The sequence below is a fragment of the Streptomyces sp. NPDC007917 genome (assembly GCF_042959105.1).
Classification (GTDB): Bacteria; Actinomycetota; Actinomycetes; order Streptomycetales; family Streptomycetaceae; genus Streptomyces.
In genome coordinates, this window is sequence record NZ_JBIBKK010000004.1 from 66,911 (window position 1) to 84,890 (window position 17,980).

The following is a 17,980-nucleotide window of genomic DNA, read 5'->3' on the forward strand; positions in this document are numbered from 1 at the left end:
GGTTCGTAAAGCGAGGAGGCAATACAGATGGAAGCGCTGAAAACGCTCCTGATCGACCATCACGACTCCTACACGTACAACCTTTTCCAACTGCTCACGGAGGTCAACGGCGAGGAGCCGGTGGTGGTCCTCCACGACTCGCCCGAGTGCCTGGATCCGGATCTGCTGGCCCCGTCGGGTCTCTCGGGGTTTGACAACATCGTGGTGTCGCCCGGCCCCGGCCACCCGGCCGACCCCCGTGACTTCGGGGCCACCGCCCAGCTGATCGAGCGGTCCCCCATACCCGTCCTCGGGGTGTGTCTGGGCCACCAGGGCATCGCCCTCGGCGCCCAGGCCCGCGTGGTGCCCGCCCCCGAGCCCCGCCACGGACATCTCTCCCGGATCCGGCACGGTGAGCGCGGGCTGTTCCGCGGGCTCCCCCAGGACTTCACGGCGGTCCGCTACCACTCGCTGTGCGTGGCGGAACCGCTGCCCCTGCCCCTGCAGGCCATCGCCTGGTCCGAGGACGGTGTGCTGATGGCGCTGCGCCACCGCACCCGGCCGCTGTGGGGGGTGCAGTTCCATCCGGAGTCCGTCCTCACCGGATACGGCCACCGGATCCTGGCCAACTTCCGCGATCTGACCCGCGAACACGCGGCCATGACCTCGGACGAGCCGTCCTCGCCCCCGCGTGCGGCGGCCCGCCCCGCGGCCGGCCCGGTGAAACACCCGGCCACCTCAGGCGCTGCCGAGGCCACGCCCCCGCCGGTGGAACGGGCGGCGGCCGCCGAGGACCGGGTCGGCTACCGGCTGCACTCCCGGTGGCTCGCCGTCCCGATCGACACGGAAGCGGCCTTCACCCGCCTGTACGCGGACGCGCCGCGCGCGTTCTGGCTGGACAGCGCGCGGACCGGTTCCGGTGAGGCACGCTTCTCCTTCCTGGGCGACGGCCGGGGCCCGCTGGCCGAGTTCGTCCGCTACGACGTGGGCCGGGGCGCATGCGAGGTCGAGCGGGCCGGGCAACCCGTCAGCCACGTCCCCGGCAGCGTCTTCGACTACCTCAAGAAGGAGCTGGCGCGCCGCCGCGTCAACGCCCCGACCCTCCCGTTCGACTTCACCGGCGGCTACATCGGCTACTTCGGCTACGAGCTCAAGGCCGACTGCGGCTCCGCCAACCGGCACGAGGCGAAGACCCCCGACGCCTGCTGGCTGTTCGCTGACCGGTTTCTCGCGGTCGACCACCAAGAGCGCGTCACCTACGTCCTGTGTCTGAGCGAGGACACCCCGGACGGCCACCGGGAGGCCGCCGAGTGGCTGGACGACACCATCACCACGCTCACCGGCCTCCCGGTGGGCGGCGAGCCCGCCCCGCCCCCGCCGCTATCCGAGGCCACCACGGCCGCCGTCGAGCCCTGGCTGGTGCGGGACCGGGAGCGGTACCTGGCCGATATCGAGGCCTGCCAACGGGAGCTGCGGGCCGGCACCAGCTACGAAATCTGTCTCACCGACTCGGCCTGGCTGCCCGCGCCGGACGACTCGTACGCCTTCTACCGCGCGCTGCGCCGCCTCAACCCCGCGCCCTACGCGGCCTTCCTGCGGTTCGGGGAGGCGGATGTGGCGTGTGCCTCCCCCGAGCGCTTTCTGCGGGTCAGTCCCGACAGAACGGCCGAGGCCAGGCCGATCAAGGGCACGGCGCCGCGCGGCCGTAACGCCGACGAGGACGCCCGGGCCCGGGCCACCTTGGCCACCAGCCCCAAGACCCGCGCCGAGAACCTGATGATCGTCGATCTGCTCCGCAACGACCTGGGGCGGGTCTGCGCGCCGGGGACCGTACGCGTCCCCGACCTGATGCACACCGAGACCTACGCCACCGTGCACCAGTTGGTGTCCACCGTGCGCGGCCGGCTCCACGAGGGCAGGGACGCCGTCGACTGCGTACGGGCCTGCTTCCCCGGCGGGTCGATGACCGGCGCGCCCAAGGAGCGGACCCTGGAGATCATCGACACGCTGGAGACCGAGGCGCGCGGCGTCTACTCAGGGGCGCTCGGCTTCCTCAGCTGCAACGGCGCGGCGGACCTCAACATCGTCATCCGCACCGCCGTGTTCACCGGCGGCCGCATGCACATCGGCGCGGGCGGGGCCATCGTCCTGGCGTCCGACCCGGAGGAGGAGTACCAGGAGATGCTGCTGAAGACGGCCGCGACCATGCGCGCCTACCACGCCGTCGGCGCCCTGCCGCCCGCGGAACCCCTCGAGCCCGCAGTCGCGCTGGTGACCGCCTCCGTGCCGGCCGAGGAGGCGGACCGGTGACCGCCGCGCCCGCGCCGGCCAATCTGGCCGAACACCTCGCGGTGCGTGCGGGGCAGGAGGGGTGGTCCGCCCGGCCCGCCCTTGTGGAGGGCCACCGCGTATGGGCCCACGGCGAGATCCACGACCTGGCGGCGCGCGTCGCCACCGTGCTGGCACGGCGGGGGGTGAGGGCGGGCGACCGGATCCTGATCGCCCTGCCCGACGGGGTCCCCTGGGTGAGCGCGTTCCTGGCCACGGCGCGCCGGCAAGGAGGCGGTGCGCCGATGGCTGCCTCCGCTGGTCGGCGAGCGGTACGCGGACCAGGTCCTGTGGGTGTCGCGGTATCACTTCCTGCGCAAGGTGGCCGCGTCGTTCACCGACCCGGGAGGCCGGGTGCTGCTGGTCGGCGAGGCGGCGCATCTTTTCCGCCCTTCGGGGCCCGGGGGATGAACAGCGGGATGGCGGACGCGGAGGCGGCGGCCGAGGCGGTGGCGCGCCGCGATCCGGCGCGGGCGCCGGCCGCGGTCGGCGAGTTCGCCGCGGTGCGGCGGGCCGCGGCGGTGTTCAACAGCGCGGCCGCCGGGGCGGCGCTGGCACATCTGCGGCCCAGGCGCTGGGGGCGGGTCACACAGCGGGCCGCGGCGACGCTGGCGCCCGTGGTGCCCCGGTGCGGGGCGTGGCTGGAGCGCGCGCCCTATGGGCCGCGCCACGGACCGCCGGGCGCGGCGCCCGGCGGCCCCTCGCCCGATGGATACTGAACCCGGTTCGGACATGAAGGAGCTGTTAAGGATGGAGATGGCCGCTGTGTGGCAGGTCGGCCAGGACGTGGGAAGGGAGCCGGACATCCAGGCGCTGATGTGGTGCGAGGACCGTGGTCTGACGCCGTGCCGCCCGGTCCCGGACTCGGCGCTGCTGGCCGCCGATTCCTGGCTGGTCGACGAGGGGCGGGTGCGGGGCCTGGACCGGCACCGCCGCCGGTTCGTGGCCGCCTGCGCGGAGGCGGCGGGCGACTCCCCGGCGCGGATCGAGAAGTTCTGGCGGGAGGCGGTCGACGTGCTGCCGCGCGCCGGCGCGTGGTTTCCGCGGGTGGAACTCGCCGGCCCGGAACCGGCCCGGCTGTTCCTGCGGATACGACCCGCGCCGCCGCGCACCGAGAGCGTGGCCGTGTGGGTGACCGAGGAGGCCGACCCGCGGGTCCTTCCCCGCCGTAAGGGCCCCGATCTGTCCCTCCTGGCCGCACTGCGCGGGCGGGCCACCGAGCGGGGGGCGCAGGAGCTGCTGCTCACCACGGCGGACGGGCTGGTGCTCGAGGGGGCGACGGCGAGTGTCCTGTGGTGGGAGGGGGACGTCCTGTGCCGCCCCTCCCCCGAGCTGCCGCTGCTCGCGGGCGTGACGTCGGCCCTGATCGAGGAGCGCGCCGCGCGGCTGGGCGTGCCCGTGGAGCACCGCCGGCCCACCGTGGCGGACCTGGAGGGCCGTGAGGTGTGGTTCGTCAACGCCCTGCACGGCATCCGGCCGGTGACCGAATGGCTCGGCAGCCCGCTGCGCGCGGGGCCGGCCCGGCGCGCGGCCTCCTGGCAGGCCTGGCTGGACACGGCAGCCGAACCACTGGACGAGACGAACGGAGCTTCCCGATGACCATGGCCCCCGGTGCCTCACCGACTCCCCGGATGAATCTCAAGCAGCTGACGCCCAAGGTCTCGGCGGCGATGGGCGAACTGCACGCGGCGGCGGCGCCTCCGAGGCGGGGATCGAACCCGGGCTGCTGGAGCTGATCAGGGTCCGCGCGTCGCAGCTCAACGGCTGCGCCTTCTGTCTGGACCTGCACACCAAGAACGCCCGCGCCCGCGGCGAGAGCGATCAGCGGCTCCACACGCTGAGCGCCTGGCGGGAGACGCCGTTCTTCACCGAGCGGGAGCGGGCCGCCCTCGCGCTGACCGAGGCGGTCACCTCGGTTCAGGACGGGCATGTGCCCGATGACGTCTACCTGGCCGCGCGCGAGGTGTGGGAGGAGCGGCAGGTGGCCGCGATCATCTGGGCCGCCGTCGTCATCAACGCGTACAACCGCATCGCGATCAGCACCCGGATGATCCCGGGCTAGCAGCTCACCGGCGCCGCGCCCGCCGGGGAAGAACGCCGCGCCCGCCGGAAAAACCAGGTGCGGGCGCGGCGGGGGGCTGCCACGCTGCCGCGGTGAATCGTGAATTGATCTCCAGACTCGCCCACGCCGACCATCCGATAGCCGCCCCGCTCTGCGACGACGCGGTGCGCCGGCTGCTCGAAGCGGGCCTGCCCCGGGGCGACGAGCGGATACTGGACCTCGGCTGCGGCGGCGGGGAGTGGTTGCTGCGCGCCCTGGCCGTATGTCCCGGGGTGCGGGCCGAGGGCGTCGACGTCTCCGAGGCCGCCCTGGCGGACGCCCGGGCGGCGGCCGAGAGCCTCGGTGCCTCGGACCGGCTCGCCCTCCACCGCCAGGACGCCGGCGGGTTCTCCTCCCCGCACCCCTTCGACCTGGTGCTCAGCGTCGGGGCCGCCCACGCCTTCGGCGGTCTGCTGCCCACCCTCGCGGCGGCGCGCCGCCATCTGGCCCCGGGCGGACGGGTCCTGGTCGGGGACGGGTTCTGGGAGCGCGAGCCGTCCCCGGAGGCCGTCGAGATGCTGGGCGAGTTCGACGACCTGGCGACCACCGTGGACCGGATCGCCGCCGACGGATGGACCCCCGTCCAGGGGCACGTCAGCACACGCGGGGAGCTGGACGCGTACGAATGGGCCTGGACGGGGTCGCTGGCCTCCTGGGCCCTGGACCACCCCGACGACCCCGGCAGCGCCCAGGCCCTCGAGACGGCCGCCGACCACCGCTCGGGGTGGCTGCGCCACTACCGGGACTCCTTCGGCTTCGTCACTCTGGTCCTGCGCAGGACCGAGGGGTAGCCGAGCGCGCCCGCTCCGCCACGCCGCGGCCGATTGCCGTGGCGTGGCGGTACGTCCCTGGTTGAATCGGCCTGTACGGGGACGATTCACATTCCGTGTCGGCCGCGCGGGCCCGGGACGCAGGAGGCGGTGGCGCCCACGTGAGCAGCACATCTCGCCCCCCGGACGGCCGACGCGGGAGGCGCGTGGCCCGGGCCGGCCGCCCCGGCCGCCGGGCCCGCGCGGCCGCGTCACTGCGCGTGGCGGCGCGGCGGGGCGGGGCCGACCTCGTGCACCCCGGGCTGCGCGTGGCGGCCGCGTACGCGTGGCGGCTGCTGGTGGTCGGGGCGCTCGTGTACACGGCGTTCAAGGTGCTGGGGCGCTTCGAGCTCGTCGCGGTGGCGGTGTTCCTGGGGCTGGTGGTGACCGCGCTGCTGCGGCCGCTGGCCGACCAGTTGGAGCGGCTGGTCCCGCGGTCGCTGGCGGTGGCGGTGGCGCTGATCGGCAGCATCGTCGTGGTGCTCGGCCTGCTGGCGCTGGTGGGCAGCGTGGCGGCCGCGGAGGCGGGCAGGCTGGTGGGCGAGTTCCGCGGCGGGGTGGGCCGGATCAGCCGCTGGCTGGAGCAGCCGCCGTTCCGGATCAGGCGCGGCACGCTTCAGGGGCTGCACGAACGGATCAGCACCTTCGTCTCGACCCACCGGGGGGCGCTGATCAGCCGGGCGGTCAGCGGCGCCAACCGGGCCGTGGAAGTGCTCACCGGCGCGGCCCTGGCCCTGTTCTGCTCGGTGTTCTTCATCTACGGCGGCGACCGGATGTGGCTGTGGTTCCACGCCCAGCTGCCCGAGACCGCCCGGTCGGCATGGGACAGGGCGGCCCGGGCGGCGTGGTCCACGTTCGCGGGCTATACGCGCGGCATCATCATCGTGGCGGCCTCCAACGCGACGATGGTGGGCATCGCCCTGTTCCTGCTGCGGGTGCCGCTGGCGCTGCCGCTGACGGTGCTGGTGTTCTTCGCCACCTTCATCCCCCTGATCGGCGCGCCCATCGCGCTGGCCGTGGCGACCGTGGTGGCGCTGGCCGGGCGGGGCCCGGTCATCGCCGCCGCCGTGCTGGTGCTCATCGTCGTCATCGGCCAGATCGAGGGCCATGTGCTCCATCCGCTGGTGATGAGCTGGGCCGTGCGGCTGCACCCGGTGGTGGTCGCGATCTCGGTCATCGCCGGCAGCCTCGTCGCCGGGGTGGTCGGCGCGATCGTGGCCGTGCCGATGGTGTCGGTCGTCTGGTCGGTGGTGCGCACGCTGCGCGCCGGTCCCTGACGGCGGCTCAGCCCTTGCCGCGCCGTACCGCACCGGCCGCGAAGACGGCCCCGAGCAGCAGCGCGGACACGGCGGCGACGGCCGGGGCGGGCGGGCCGGCCGGATGGCCGCCGGCCCGGACCGCGCCCATGAAGTCGAGCAGCGGCAGACCGTTGGCGGTCGTGTACCACAGCGGGAGGTAGACGGCCTGGAAGAGCCGGTGGCTGCGGCCGAGCGTGCCCAGGGCCAGCGCCAGCGACGGGACGAAGAGCGCGCCGCCGGCCCAGGCGCCGACCCCGGCCCAGTCGGCCGCCGCGACGAACCGGACCAGCGGGGCGAGGGCGGCCAGTGCCGTGACCGCGAGTCCGGACAGCCATTCGGCGAGCGTTCTGCGGTGCCGTGCCGGGTAGGCGCCGAGCAGCGACTCCACGCCGCACTCGTGGCGCTGGGTGCCCAGGCGGGACCAGATGAGGACCGGCCAGATCCAGGCCGCCGGCAGGACGATCCGGGACACCGCCGACAGCGGCGCCACGAGACCGGTGACCGTGATGGCCGCCGCGACCGCCCACCACCACCGCGGGGTGCCCTGAAGGAGGATGCGGAGCTCGCCCGCCGACAGCCGCCCGAAGGTGCGGCCCGGCCGCACCGGGGTGCGCGGCGGTCCGGTGAACACCGGGGCCGTGGGGTCCGCCGTGGGCGCGGGCGGGGGTGTGCCGCCCGGCCGGGCCTGCCGGGGCGGCGGTGTCGCACCGGCCCGGGCGGGGTCGAACCGGCCGAACCACAGCGCGGGGAGCAGCGCCGCCCCGGCCGCCGCCAGGACCAGGGCCAGCCGTGTGGCCATGAAGTCCGCGCTCGGGGTGAACCCGTCCCAGACGAAGGTCCGCAGCGGCCGGTCGATGTAGGTCAGGCCCAGGCTGAATTCCTGGCCGGACAGATCGAGGTGGCGGGCCGTCATGTCGGCGCGCATGGAGGCGACGACGCCGTGCACTCCGATGCCGCCCAGCGGTGCGCCGGGCCCCTGGCCGCCGAGCGCGATGGCCAGCCATACGAAGAACCAGATCACGTTTCCCAGCCCCTTGCGCAGCAAGGGCGTGGCGTCGAACAGCAGCGCGGCGGCGGCCGTCACCGCCACCAGGGGCAGGGCGATCACCGCGAAGGGCAGCAGCAGCGCGCCGGGGTCGATGGTGTGGCTCTCGCCGCGGGCCAGCTGCATCACCGGCGCGGTGAGCGCGAGCAGCCCCGCCATGGAGCCGAGCACCATCGCGTTGCTGAGGAATTTCGCCGCGAGGTAGCCGGTGCCGCGCAGCGGTGTCGCGGCGAGGAGCCGGCCCACGCCGGTGGCTTCGTCCCGGGCGACGGTGCCGCGTACGACGTAGAAGCCGCCGAGCGTCAGCCACAGCGCGCCGGCGAGCGCGGTCGCCGTACCGGTGTAGGCGCTGTTGTAGACGCCGCGGTAGTCGCCGAGCTGCATGATGACCCAGCGGGTGCCGGGGTCCGGCACGGCCAGATAGCCGAGGGCGACGGCCGCCGCCAGGGTCAGGGCGTAGGCGGGGCGCCGCGCCCGCTCGCGGAAGTCGGCGAGGGCGAGCCTGCCGAGTCGGCCGGCCGTCATCGCCGCGCCTCCCGCCGCGGGTCGGCGAGGGGGGTGTCCGGTTGGTGGATGACGGCGAGATAGGCGTCCTCCAGATCCGGGGCCACCGGTTCCGCGTCCGGGTACGGCGCCTCGGGGGCCAGCAGCCGCAGCCGTACCCCGGCGGCCGTGCGTACGGCGCGGCTGACCGGGTAGCGCGCCTGCGCGTCGGCGGCCTGCTCGGGGCCGACCACCGCCTCCCACACCTGCCCGGCGACCTCGGCCAGCAGGTCCTCGGGGGTGCCGCGGCGACGCAGCCGCCCGTGGGCGACCACCGCGATGTCGGACGCCACCGATTCGACGTCGGAGACGATGTGAGTGGACAGCATCACCACCCGGTCGGCGGCCAGTTCGCTGAGCAGGTTGCGGAACCGCACCCGCTCCTGCGGGTCGAGACCGGCGGTCGGTTCGTCGACGACCAGGACCCGCGGGTCGGCGAGCAGGGTCTGCGCGATGCCCACCCGGCGCAGCATCCCTCCGGAGTATCCGCCCAGCGGCCGTCCGGCCGCCTCGGTGAGATTGACGAGTTCGAGCAGTTCGTCGATGCGGGCGCGCGCGGCGCGGGCCGAGATGCCCTTCGCCGCGGCGAGGTAGGCGAGGAACTCCCGCGCGGTCAGGTGGGGGTAGACGCCGAAGTCCTGCGGCAGATAGCCGAGCGCCTGCCGCAGGACGTCCGGCCGCGCCACCGCGTCCGCTCCGTCGTACAGGACCCTTCCCCCGGTGGGGCGGGTGATGGTGGCGGCCATCCGCATCAGTGAGGACTTTCCGGCGCCGTTGGGGCCCAGCAGACCCAGCAGGCCGGGGCCCAGCCGGAGCGTGATGTGGTCGACGGCCTGTTTCCCGCCCCGGTAGACCTTGCTGACATCGATCAGTTCGAGCATGGTGCCACTGTCGCGGGGCGGGGTGCGCGGGCGCTTCGCGGCGGGGAGGGATTTCCGCTTCCCCCGGCCGGGGGAAGGTGCCTCTGGCTCTCAGGGGGGAGGCGGGTGGCGTGGCGTGGCCACCATACTTGCGCCCGTGTGGAGAGCGCCCGTCTGGAGACCGCCCGTGTGGAGACCGCCTGTGCTGAAGCCGCCTGTGTGGACGTCGACCGGCTGTGCGGACGCCGTGCGTGGCTGGGTGTACGCGCTGGCCGGCGCGGCCTGGAGCCTGCCGCCGGCGGCGGTGGCCCTCACCGTGACGGCGGCGGTGGCCCGCTCGTGGCCTGCGGGGCTTCGCTGGCTGTGTTTCGGGGCCGTGTTCGCGGTGCTGCTCGCGGTCGGCGGCCGCCCGCGTGGGGTGCGGGCGCGCTGTGTGCGCCTGGCCAACCGGCTGCTGCGCACCCGGCTGCCCGCCCCTCTCGGGCCCCCCGGCTCCGGTGCGCCCGGCCTCGTCCGCACCCCGGCGTGGCTGGGGCTGCACATGGCGGTGGGCTGGGCGGTGGTGGCCGTGACGGGTCTGCTGGGGATGGCGGCGGCGGTGCTGCCCGCGGTCTGGCTCGGCGGTGGCGAGCGGATCGCTCTGCTCGGCCTGTCGGTGCGGGTGGCGGGCGGCTGGCGGGGCGGGTGGGCCCCGCTCGCCGGCGTCGGCTGCCTCGCGGCGGCGGCATGCGTCTGCGCGGGCGCACTCGCCGTCCTGCGGTGGGCGGCCCCGGCCCTGCTCGGTCCCCGCCCGGCCGAGCGGCTGGCCGCGCTCGAGGAGCGGACGCGCCTGCTGGCCGGGCGCAACCGGCTGGCGCAGGAGTTGCACGACTCCATCGGACACACCCTCACGGCCGCCACCATCCAGGCCGCCGTGGCGGCGGAGCTGATGGAGCGGGAGCCGGAGGCGGCCCGGCGCGCGCTCAGCAGCATCGAGGAGTCCTCCCGGAGCGCGATGGACGACCTGGACCATGTGCTCGGCGTACTGCGGGAGGGCAAGGCCCCGACGGCCCCGCAGCACACGCTCGGCGATCTGCGCGCCCTGCTGGAGCGGGTGCGGCAGACCGGCACCGAGGTGCACGCCGACCTCGACGGCGACTGGGCACGGGTGCCGGCGGCCGTGTCCCGCGAGGCCTACCGCATCGTCCAGGAGGGGCTGACCAACGCCCTGCGCCATGCCCACCGGGCGCCGGTGACGCTGCGCGTGGCGGTGACGGGCGACTGGCTGGAGGCCGAGCTCAGCAACCCGGTGGCGGGCGGCCGCGCTCTCGGCCTCACCCGGCCCGGGCGGCGCGGGCAGGGCCTGGCCGGGATCGCCGAACGGGTGCGGCTGCTGCGCGGCGAGGTCAGCGCCGGTCAGGTGGCGGACGGCCGGTGGCGGCTGCTGGCCAGGATACCGCTGAGCGGTCTTGGGTGAGTCCGGGGGGACGCCGCCCGGACTTGCCCAGGACCGCTTAAGGTCGGCGCCATGAACACCGCACCCGTGACCGTACTCATCGCCGACGACGAGGAGTTGACCCGCACCGGACTGCGGGCCCTGCTGTCGGCCAAGCCGGACCTGGAGGTGGTGGGTGAGGCGGCGGACGGCGCCGAGGTGCTGCCGCTGGTCCTGGCCACCCGCCCGGACGTGGTGCTGATGGATGTGCGGATGCCGGGGATGGACGGCATCGAGGCGACCCGGCAGCTGCGGTCGGCCCTGGAGGACCCGCCGAAGGTCGTGGTGATCACGACCTTCGAGAGCGACGAACACGTGTATGACGCGCTGCGCGCGGGCGCAGACGGCTTCATCCTCAAGCGGACGCCGTCGCAGGCGATCGCCCACGCCATACGGCTGGTGGTCACGGGCGACTCGGTGCTCTTCCCCGACGCCGTGCGCAGGCTGGCGGCGGCCCGCCCGTTGCCCCCGGCGGGCCCGGCCGCCGGCCACGCGCAGCTGACCGCCCGTGAGACCGAGATCCTCAGGCTCATGGCCACCGGTCTGTCCAACCCGGACATCGCGGGCCATCTGACGGTCAGTCTGGAGACCGTCAAGACCCATGTGAGCAATCTGCTGACCAAGCTGGGCGCCCAGAACCGCACCCAGGCCGTCATCCTGGCCTATGAGTCCGGCCTCGTCGTCCCCGGTGGCCGCTGAGCCGCGAACGTACCGGGCAGAGCGGGGCGGACCGGACCGCACGGCACCTGAGGGAACCCCTAGAGGTTCCGTCGAGCGGCACCCACGCTTCCATTGGTATGGACATATCAAGTCTGCCCGCTCTAGGCTCCTCCGCGATCGGCCATGAGAGCGCTCTCAGGTCTCCCCTGTTCTGCCCTCGTTCCGCAGCGCAACAGAAGGAGAACTGCCATGCGACGCAAGACCGCCGTCCGTGTCGGCCTGTCCGCCCTACTCGTCCTCGGCTCCCTGTCGGGCGCCGGTACAGCGCTCTCCGCCGCCGCGACCCCCGGCCCCGACTCGCCGGCGCTTTCCGCGAAGCTCGTCAGCGCCCTCGGCCGCGACCTGGGCCTGACGGAGGGACAGGCGAAGACCCGGCTGCGCCAGGAGGCGGCGGCCATGAAGCTGGCACCCAAGGCCGAGCGCGCCGCGGGCAAGGCGTACGGCGGATCGTGGTTCGACGCGGATACCGGAAAGCTGGTCGTCGGCGTCACCGACGACCAGCGGGCCGAGGCCGTGCGGGCGACCGGCGCCACCGCCAGGACCGTCCGGCACACCGCGAAGGAGCTCGACGCGGTGAAGGCGAGACTCGACGAGAAGGCCGGGAAGAAGGCGGCCCCGGCAGGGGTGAGCAGCTGGCGCGTCGACCCGAAGGCGGGCAGCGTGGTGGTCTCCGTCCGCCGCGGGTTCGAGGGGGACGCCGCCGTACGCGCGTTCGTCGACACGGCGAAGGGCCAGGCCGAGCGGGCGGGCTCGATCCCGGTCACGGTCGAGAAGGCCGCCGCGCAGGCGCCGGCCACCTTGGCCGCGGGCACCGTCGGCGGCGATCCGTACTACACCGGCAACGTCCGCTGCTCCATCGGCTTCTCGGTGCAGGGCGGCTTCGTCACGGCCGGACACTGCAGCGGGGCCGGCGCCTCCGTCAACGGCTGGGACGGCTCGTACGTCGGCAACTTCCGGGGCTCGTCCTTCCCCGGCAACGACTACGCGTGGGTCAGCGTCGGCAACGGCTGGTGGACCGTCCCGGTGGTGCTCGGCTGGGGCACGGTGCCCGACGCGCTGGTCCGCGGCTCCGCCGAGGCCCCGGTGGGCGCCTCGATCTGCCGCTCCGGCTCCACCACCCACTGGCACTGCGGCACGGTGCTGGCCAAGAACGAGACGGTGAACTACAGCCAGGGCGCGGTGTACCAGATGACCAAGACCAATGTGTGCGCCGAGGGCGGTGACTCGGGCGGTTCGTTCATCAGCGGCGACCAGGCCCAGGGCGTGACCTCCGGCGGCTGGGGCAACTGCAGCAGCGGCGGGGAGACCTGGTTCCAGCCGGTGAACGAGATCCTGTCGGTGTACGGACTGCGGCTGCACACCGCCTGAGGCCCGCACGGCCTAAGGACAGGCGTGGGAGGCGGCCTCGCCGGGGCCGCCTCCCTGCTGCCGACTACCGGATCACACCCGCACCACGTCCGCGATGTCCACGGGGCGGCCGGTGGCGAAGGACTGGTTGGCCGCAAGGCCCGCGGCCAGGGCGAGCGCCCCGTCGACCTCGTTCGCCCGCAGCCCCGCCGCGTCGCCCGTGTCGGGCGCCGCGTCGAGGTCGGCGGGTCCGTAGAGGGCGGCCAGCATGCGGGCGTCGCCGCCGCCGTGGCCGGCGTGGTCGTAGTCGCTGACGGCCACCTCGTGCGGGGGCTCCCACAGCGGGTGGACGGTGATGCGGTGGCCGCCCGCGTTGGCGAGCGCGGTGTCGCCGTGGACCGCGCCCTTGGCGGAGGAGAGACGGGCTTGGGGCGGCTGCCACAGGCTCTCCTCGACCTGCAGCTCGAGGCGGCCACGCGTCCCGTTGAACATCACCCGGTAGCCCTCCCACGGGGAGTAGGCGGTGAGGTGGTACGTCATGGTGGCGCCGGTGGAGTAGCGCACCAGGAGGGCCATGTCGTCCTCGATGGTGATGTTGTCATCGAACACGTTGCGGTCGCGCAGATAGCCGTCCTCGCCCTCGGCCCGCAGATACAGGGAGCGCAGCGCCTCGTTGTCCTCCAGGTGGACGGCGAAGGGGTCGTCGGCCGCGGCCTGTGCCCCGTGGGCCCGGTCGTACTCCCGCCGGTAGCCGGTGCGCTCCCCCGCCTCCCGGCCGTAGAAGGCGAGCCGCCCGTAGCCGAAGACCTGCTCGGGGCGGGCGCCGAGCCACCAGTTGACCAGGTCGAAGTGGTGGCTGGACTTGTGCACCATCAGACCGCCGCTATTGGCCTTCTCGCGGTGCCAGCGGCGGAAGTAGTCGGCGCCGTGGCGCACGTCGAGCAGCCACTCGAAGTGCACGGACAGCACATCGCCGATGGCGCCCTCGGCCAGGAGCCGGCGCACCCGCTCATGGACCGGGTTGAAGCGGTAGTTGAAGGCCACGGAGAGGCTGTTGCCGGTGCGGCGCACCGTGTCCAGGATGCGGGCGCAAGCGTAGGCGTCGACCGTCATGGGCTTCTCGGTGACGACGCGCGCGCCGTGTTCCAGGGCCGGGACGATGTAGCGGTCATGGAGCGCGTCCACGGTGGTGACCAGCACTTCGTCGATGTCTTCGGTCCGCAGCAGCCGCTCGAAGTCCTCCGCCCCGTACGCCGTGGCCGCCGGGCGGCCCGCGGCGGCGAGCAGGTCGTTGTGGTGGGCGATCCGCACCGGGTTGGGGTCGCACAGGGCGGCGACGTGCAGTTGCGGGCGGCGGGAGAAGGCCTCGGTGAAGGTCTGCGCTCGGTGGCCGGTGCCGACGATGGCGACGCGCCTGGCTGTGGTGGTGGCGGCCATGCGATTCCTCTTCCGCTGCTGGGCTGGCTGAAGCTGCACGGAAGAGTTGCATTCGTTTGCAGACGCGTCAATGGCCGTGGGGATGTGACGGGACGTGAGAGGCGTCCGGTGGCCGGAACGGTGCGGGAACGATTGCAGAGCGGTCGCCAACGCCGCAGCGGCACGCCGACATCCCATAATAGATCCGATCTTTACCGCCACCCACCCCTCCCTTTTCCCTCAATCACGCCTCCCCCCTCCCCAGTTATCGGATGACTGGGTAACGTATCCGCCTCGGGAGGCAAACATGGCGAGATCTGTCAGACGCACCACCCTGGCCCTTCTGCTCAGCGGCGTGCTCGCGATGACGCTGTTCGTCACGGCACCCGCACATGCCCGGGCCTCCGCGTGGACCGTGAGCGGCCCCTCGGCGCGCTCCGGCCCGCAGGCCCGACTGCAACTCGACGCGACCACGGGCGCGCTGACCCTCCAGGTGTCGCGCGGCGGCCGTACGGTGCTCGAACCCTCGCCCGTCGGCATCCGCACCGAGGGTGCGGATCTCTCGCGGGGGCTGCGGCTGTTGGGGCGCGAGCGCCATGTGGTCGAGGAGCGCTACCGCACCACCGTCGGCAAACAACGCTCCCGCCACGTACGCATGACCGAGGCGAGGTTCCGCTTCCGTGGCGAGGGGGGCGCCCGGCTCGACCTCGTGGTCCGGGTCTCGGACGACGGCGTCGCCTACCGCTATGTCCTGCCGAGGGGCAGCGGGGACGTCCTCGGCGAGACCTCCGCCTTCACCCTGCCCACGGACGCGACCGCATGGCTCGGCGCCTACCGGCGGGACAACGAGAACCTGTTCAACCAGTATCCGGCCGCCACCGCGCCGGCCGGCGAGTACATGGCACAGGCCCTGTTCAAGACGCGGGGCACCTACGCCCTGATCGCCGAGTCGGACCTCAGCGGCCGCTACTCCGCCGCCCGCCTGGTGCACGAGGCGGGCCTGCCCACCTATCGCATCGGGCTGTGGGACGAGCGGGTCGCCTCCGACGGCGCGCTGAGCACACCGTGGCGGGCGCTGGTCGTGGGCGATCTCGCGACCGTCACGGAGTCCACCTTCACCGATGACCTCGCGCCCGCCTCGCGGGTCGCGGACACCTCGTGGATCCGGCCGGGGCCCGCCCTGTGGACCTGGCTGGCCGGAGGGCGCCCGGCCGGGCAGAGCCTGTCGATGCAGAAGGGGTACGTGGACTACGCGGCCCGGCGCGGCTGGCCGTATGTGGTGGTCGACGCCGGCTGGTACTTCGACCCGGACCAGTGGGACGTCACCGACCCGAACTGGCAGAAGAACAGCTGGATCCCCGAGCTCGTGAGCTACGCGCGGGAGCGCGGCGTCGGCATCCAGGTCTGGATCCACCACCGCGATCTGGACACGGCCGAGGAGCGCGAACAGTGGCTGCCCACCCTGGAGAGGTGGGGCGTGAAGGGGGTGAAGATCGACTTCATGGACTCCGAGTCGCAGGACACGCTGCGCTGGTACGACGAGATCCTCCCGGCCACCGCCGCGCACCATCTGCTGGTCAACTTCCACGGCTCGACGATCCCCAAGGGCATCCAGCGCACCTGGCCGCATGTGATGACGATGGAAGGGGTCAACGGCGAGGAGAAGCGCGTCAACACCGCGCAACACCTGACCACCCTCCCCTTCACCCGCAACGTCATCGGCTCCATGGACTTCACCCCGGGCGCCTTCCACCGCCCACAGCGCCCGAACGCGGCCTCGGACGCGGGGGAACTGGGTCTGTCCGTGCTGTACGAGTCGGGCATCCAGAACCTCGCGGGCACCCCCGAGTCGTATGACGCGCGCCCGCTCGCGCGGGGCTTCCTCGAACAGCTCCCGGCGGCCTGGGACCGCACCCGGCTGCTCGCGGGGCGGCCCGGTGAGAGCGCGGTGCTGGCCCGGGCGAGCGGCGGCCGGTGGTTCATCGGCGGCGCCTTCGCCGGCGCCGCCCGCACCGCCGAGGTGCCGCTGCGGCTGGGGCCGGGCACCTGGCTGGTCGATCTGGTCCTCGACGGCCCGGAGGGCCTGGGCGGCTTGGTTCATGAGTCGCGCGTGGTGCGCGGCGGGGACACCCTGTCCGTACCGGTCGTCGCGGACGGCGGCTTCGCGGCCATCGCCTGCCGCCGGCTGCCCGGCCGCACCAGCTGCGAGCGGACGGCCGGCTGAGCCGGGAGCCCGGACCACACACCCCACCCGCCGGGCCGGATCACACCGGCGCGGCGGGTGGGGTGCGTCAACGGTTGACCGGGCTCAGCTCGCGCGACCACCGCCTCCGCGCACTTCGAGTCCGTCGAGGAGCCTGCGGGTGGCCTCGGCCACCGCCTCCACGGCCTGGTCGAAGGCCTCGCGGTTGTGGGCGGCGGGCGCGCGGAACCCGGACACCTTGCGGACGTACTGCAGGGCGGCCGCCCGGATGTCCTCGTCGTGGAGCTCGGGCGTCATGGGCGGGCGGAGCGTCTTGATGCTGCGGCACATGCCTCCAGTGTGCGCCCCGGCAGTGACAACAGGGGCTTCAGTCGCCGAGGTGGTCGATCTCCCGCATCTTGTTCGTCGCGTCCAGGGCGGCGACCTTGTAGGACTCGGCGAAGGTCGGATAGTTGAACACCGCGTCGACCAGGTAGTCGACGGTGCCGCCGCAGCCCATCACCGCCTGGCCGATGTGGATCAGCTCGGTCGCGCCGGTGCCGAAGCAGTGCACCCCCAGCAGCCGCCGGTCCCCCGGGGACACCAGCAGCTTCAGCATGCCGTGCGAGTCGCCGACGATCTGGCCGCGGGCCAGCTCGCGGTAGCGCGAGACACCGACCTCGAAGGGCACGCACGCGTCGGTGAGCTGGTCCTCGGTGCGGCCGATGAAGCTGATCTCGGGGATGGTGTAGATGCCGATGGGCTGCAGGTCGTGGATCGGGTTCACCGGCTCGTCGCAGGCGTGGTAGGCGGCGCTGCGGCCCTGCTCCATCGAGGTGGCGGCGAGGGCGGGGAACCCGATGACGTCGCCGACCGCGTAGATGTGCGGGACGGCCGTGCGGTAGTGCTCGTCCACCGCGATCCGGCCCCGCCGGTCGGCCGTGAGGCCCGCCTTGGCGAGGTCGAGGTCGTCGGTCAGCCCCTGGCGTCCGGCGGAGTACATCACCGCGTCGGCGGGGATCTTCTTCCCGCTCTCCAGCACGGTCAGGGCGCCGCGGGCGTGGCGCTCGACCGCCGCGACCGTCTCGCCGAAGCGGAAGGTGACGGCCAGGTCCCGCAGCCGGTACTTCAGCGCCTCGACCACTTCGACATCACAGAAGTCCAGCATGCCCTCGCGCTGCTCGACCACCGTGACCTTGCTGCCCAGGGCCGCGAACATGGAGGCGTATTCGATGCCGATCACTCCAGCGCCCACGATGACCATGGAGCGCGGCACCCGCTCCATGTTCAGGACGCTGTCCGAGTCCATGATCGTCCGCTCGTCGAACTCCACGGACGCCGGGCGCGCGGGGCGGGTTCCGGTGGCGATCACGACATGGCCGGCGGTCAGCAGCTGCTCGTGGCCGTCGGCGCCGCGCACGGCGACGGTGTGATCGTCCACGAAGCGTCCGGTGCCGGCGAACAGCGCGACCCGGTTGCGGGCCAGCTGACTGCGGATGACGTCGACTTCACGGCTGACCACATGCTGGGTGCGGGCCGTCAGATCGGCGACGGTGATCTCGTCCTTGAGGCGGTAGCTCTGGCCGTACAGGTCGCGCTGCGTCAGCCCGGTGAGGTAGAGCACCGCCTCCCGCAGGGTCTTGGAGGGGACGGTCCCGGTGTGTATGGAGACTCCGCCGACCATGTCCGGGCGGTCGACGACGGCCACCCGGCGGCCGAGCTTGGCCGCCGCGATGGCCGCTTTCTGGCCGCCCGGGCCGGATCCGATCACGAGCATGTCAAAGTCGGGCACCCGAGAAGTCTGGCACCCCATGCCACCCGCCCGGAAGAGCAAGGGCCCCATCCTCAGGGCCCATTCGGGGCGGCCGCCCTCAGGCC

13 protein-coding genes and 3 pseudogenes are annotated in these 17,980 nt (G+C 73.5%); 11 read left to right on the forward strand and 5 right to left on the reverse strand.

The features are described 5' to 3' along the window. The first annotated feature begins 27 nt into the window (after positions 1 to 27). From pabB to ACFZDL_RS08845, 7 genes and pseudogenes are all read left to right on the forward strand, one after another. A complete protein-coding gene (pabB, locus tag ACFZDL_RS08815; protein WP_353589840.1) occupies positions 28 to 2,289 on the forward strand; it encodes an aminodeoxychorismate synthase component I in 2,262 nt (753 codons plus the stop codon). An 83-nt stretch (positions 2,290 to 2,372) separates the two neighbouring features. Then, positions 2,373 to 2,495, forward strand: a pseudogene (locus ACFZDL_RS08820) (hypothetical protein); the annotation flags it as partial. A 40-nt stretch (positions 2,496 to 2,535) separates the two neighbouring features. After that, positions 2,536 to 3,026, forward strand: a pseudogene (locus ACFZDL_RS08825) (FAD-dependent monooxygenase); the annotation flags it as partial. Positions 3,027 to 3,063: 37 nt separating this feature from the next. Then, entirely contained in the window at positions 3,064 to 3,906 is an 843-nt protein-coding gene (locus ACFZDL_RS08830; RefSeq protein ID WP_391190855.1) for an aminotransferase class IV, read from the forward strand. Next, positions 3,903 to 4,369 (forward strand): annotated as a pseudogene (locus tag ACFZDL_RS08835) (carboxymuconolactone decarboxylase family protein). Before ACFZDL_RS08830 ends, ACFZDL_RS08835 begins: the two are co-directional and overlap by 4 nt. 92 nt (positions 4,370 to 4,461) lie before the next feature. Continuing rightward, complete coding sequence (locus tag ACFZDL_RS08840; RefSeq protein ID WP_353589842.1) at positions 4,462 to 5,199, forward strand: class I SAM-dependent methyltransferase; 738 nt, start codon at positions 4,462 to 4,464, stop codon at positions 5,197 to 5,199. 140 nt (positions 5,200 to 5,339) lie between these two features. Then, positions 5,340 to 6,494, forward strand: a complete 1,155-nt coding sequence (locus tag ACFZDL_RS08845; RefSeq protein ID WP_391190750.1) for an AI-2E family transporter — start codon at positions 5,340 to 5,342, stop codon at positions 6,492 to 6,494. 7 nt (positions 6,495 to 6,501) lie between these two features. Here ACFZDL_RS08845 and ACFZDL_RS08850 read toward each other — a convergent pair whose 3' ends face one another. Then, a complete protein-coding gene (locus tag ACFZDL_RS08850; RefSeq protein ID WP_353589843.1) occupies positions 6,502 to 8,085 on the reverse strand; it encodes a hypothetical protein in 1,584 nt (527 codons plus the stop codon). Next, positions 8,082 to 8,984 carry an ATP-binding cassette domain-containing protein gene (locus tag ACFZDL_RS08855; protein ID WP_353589844.1) on the reverse strand — a complete coding sequence of 301 codons (903 nt, stop codon included), beginning with the start codon at positions 8,982 to 8,984 and terminating at the stop codon, positions 8,082 to 8,084. Before ACFZDL_RS08855 ends, ACFZDL_RS08850 begins: the two co-directional genes overlap by 4 nt. 181 nt (positions 8,985 to 9,165) lie before the next feature. Between ACFZDL_RS08855 and ACFZDL_RS08860 the strand changes: the two genes are divergently transcribed. The 3 genes from ACFZDL_RS08860 (at position 9,166) to ACFZDL_RS08870 (ending at position 12,525) form a co-directional block, all read left to right on the forward strand. After that, positions 9,166 to 10,419, forward strand: a complete 1,254-nt coding sequence (locus ACFZDL_RS08860) for a histidine kinase (protein WP_353589845.1) — start codon at positions 9,166 to 9,168, stop codon at positions 10,417 to 10,419. Positions 10,420 to 10,470: 51 nt separating this feature from the next. Continuing rightward, entirely contained in the window at positions 10,471 to 11,136 is a 666-nt protein-coding gene (locus tag ACFZDL_RS08865; protein ID WP_353589846.1) for a response regulator transcription factor, read from the forward strand. A gap of 210 nt (positions 11,137 to 11,346) precedes the next feature. After that, positions 11,347 to 12,525: a S1 family peptidase gene (locus ACFZDL_RS08870; RefSeq protein WP_353589847.1), complete on the forward strand. Its 1,179-nt coding sequence runs from the start codon at positions 11,347 to 11,349 to the stop codon at positions 12,523 to 12,525. A 72-nt stretch (positions 12,526 to 12,597) separates the two neighbouring features. Here ACFZDL_RS08870 and ACFZDL_RS08875 read toward each other — a convergent pair whose 3' ends face one another. After that, entirely contained in the window at positions 12,598 to 13,941 is a 1,344-nt protein-coding gene (locus ACFZDL_RS08875) for a Gfo/Idh/MocA family oxidoreductase (RefSeq protein WP_353589848.1), read from the reverse strand. Between the two features lie 286 nt (positions 13,942 to 14,227). Between ACFZDL_RS08875 and ACFZDL_RS08880 the strand changes: the two genes are divergently transcribed. Beyond that, positions 14,228 to 16,144 carry a glycoside hydrolase family 97 catalytic domain-containing protein gene (locus ACFZDL_RS08880; RefSeq protein WP_353589849.1) on the forward strand — a complete coding sequence of 639 codons (1,917 nt, stop codon included), beginning with the start codon at positions 14,228 to 14,230 and terminating at the stop codon, positions 16,142 to 16,144. 84 nt (positions 16,145 to 16,228) lie between these two features. On the opposite strand, the gene ACFZDL_RS08885 is transcribed toward ACFZDL_RS08880, so the two are convergent. Both ACFZDL_RS08885 and sthA read right to left on the reverse strand, forming a co-directional pair. Next, on the reverse strand, positions 16,229 to 16,453 hold the full coding sequence (locus ACFZDL_RS08885; protein ID WP_353589850.1) for a DUF2277 domain-containing protein: 225 nt from the start codon (positions 16,451 to 16,453) through the stop codon (positions 16,229 to 16,231). Between the two features lie 37 nt (positions 16,454 to 16,490). Further along, positions 16,491 to 17,894, reverse strand: a complete 1,404-nt coding sequence (sthA, locus tag ACFZDL_RS08890) for a Si-specific NAD(P)(+) transhydrogenase (protein WP_353589851.1) — start codon at positions 17,892 to 17,894, stop codon at positions 16,491 to 16,493. Positions 17,895 to 17,980: the final 86 nt, after the last annotated feature.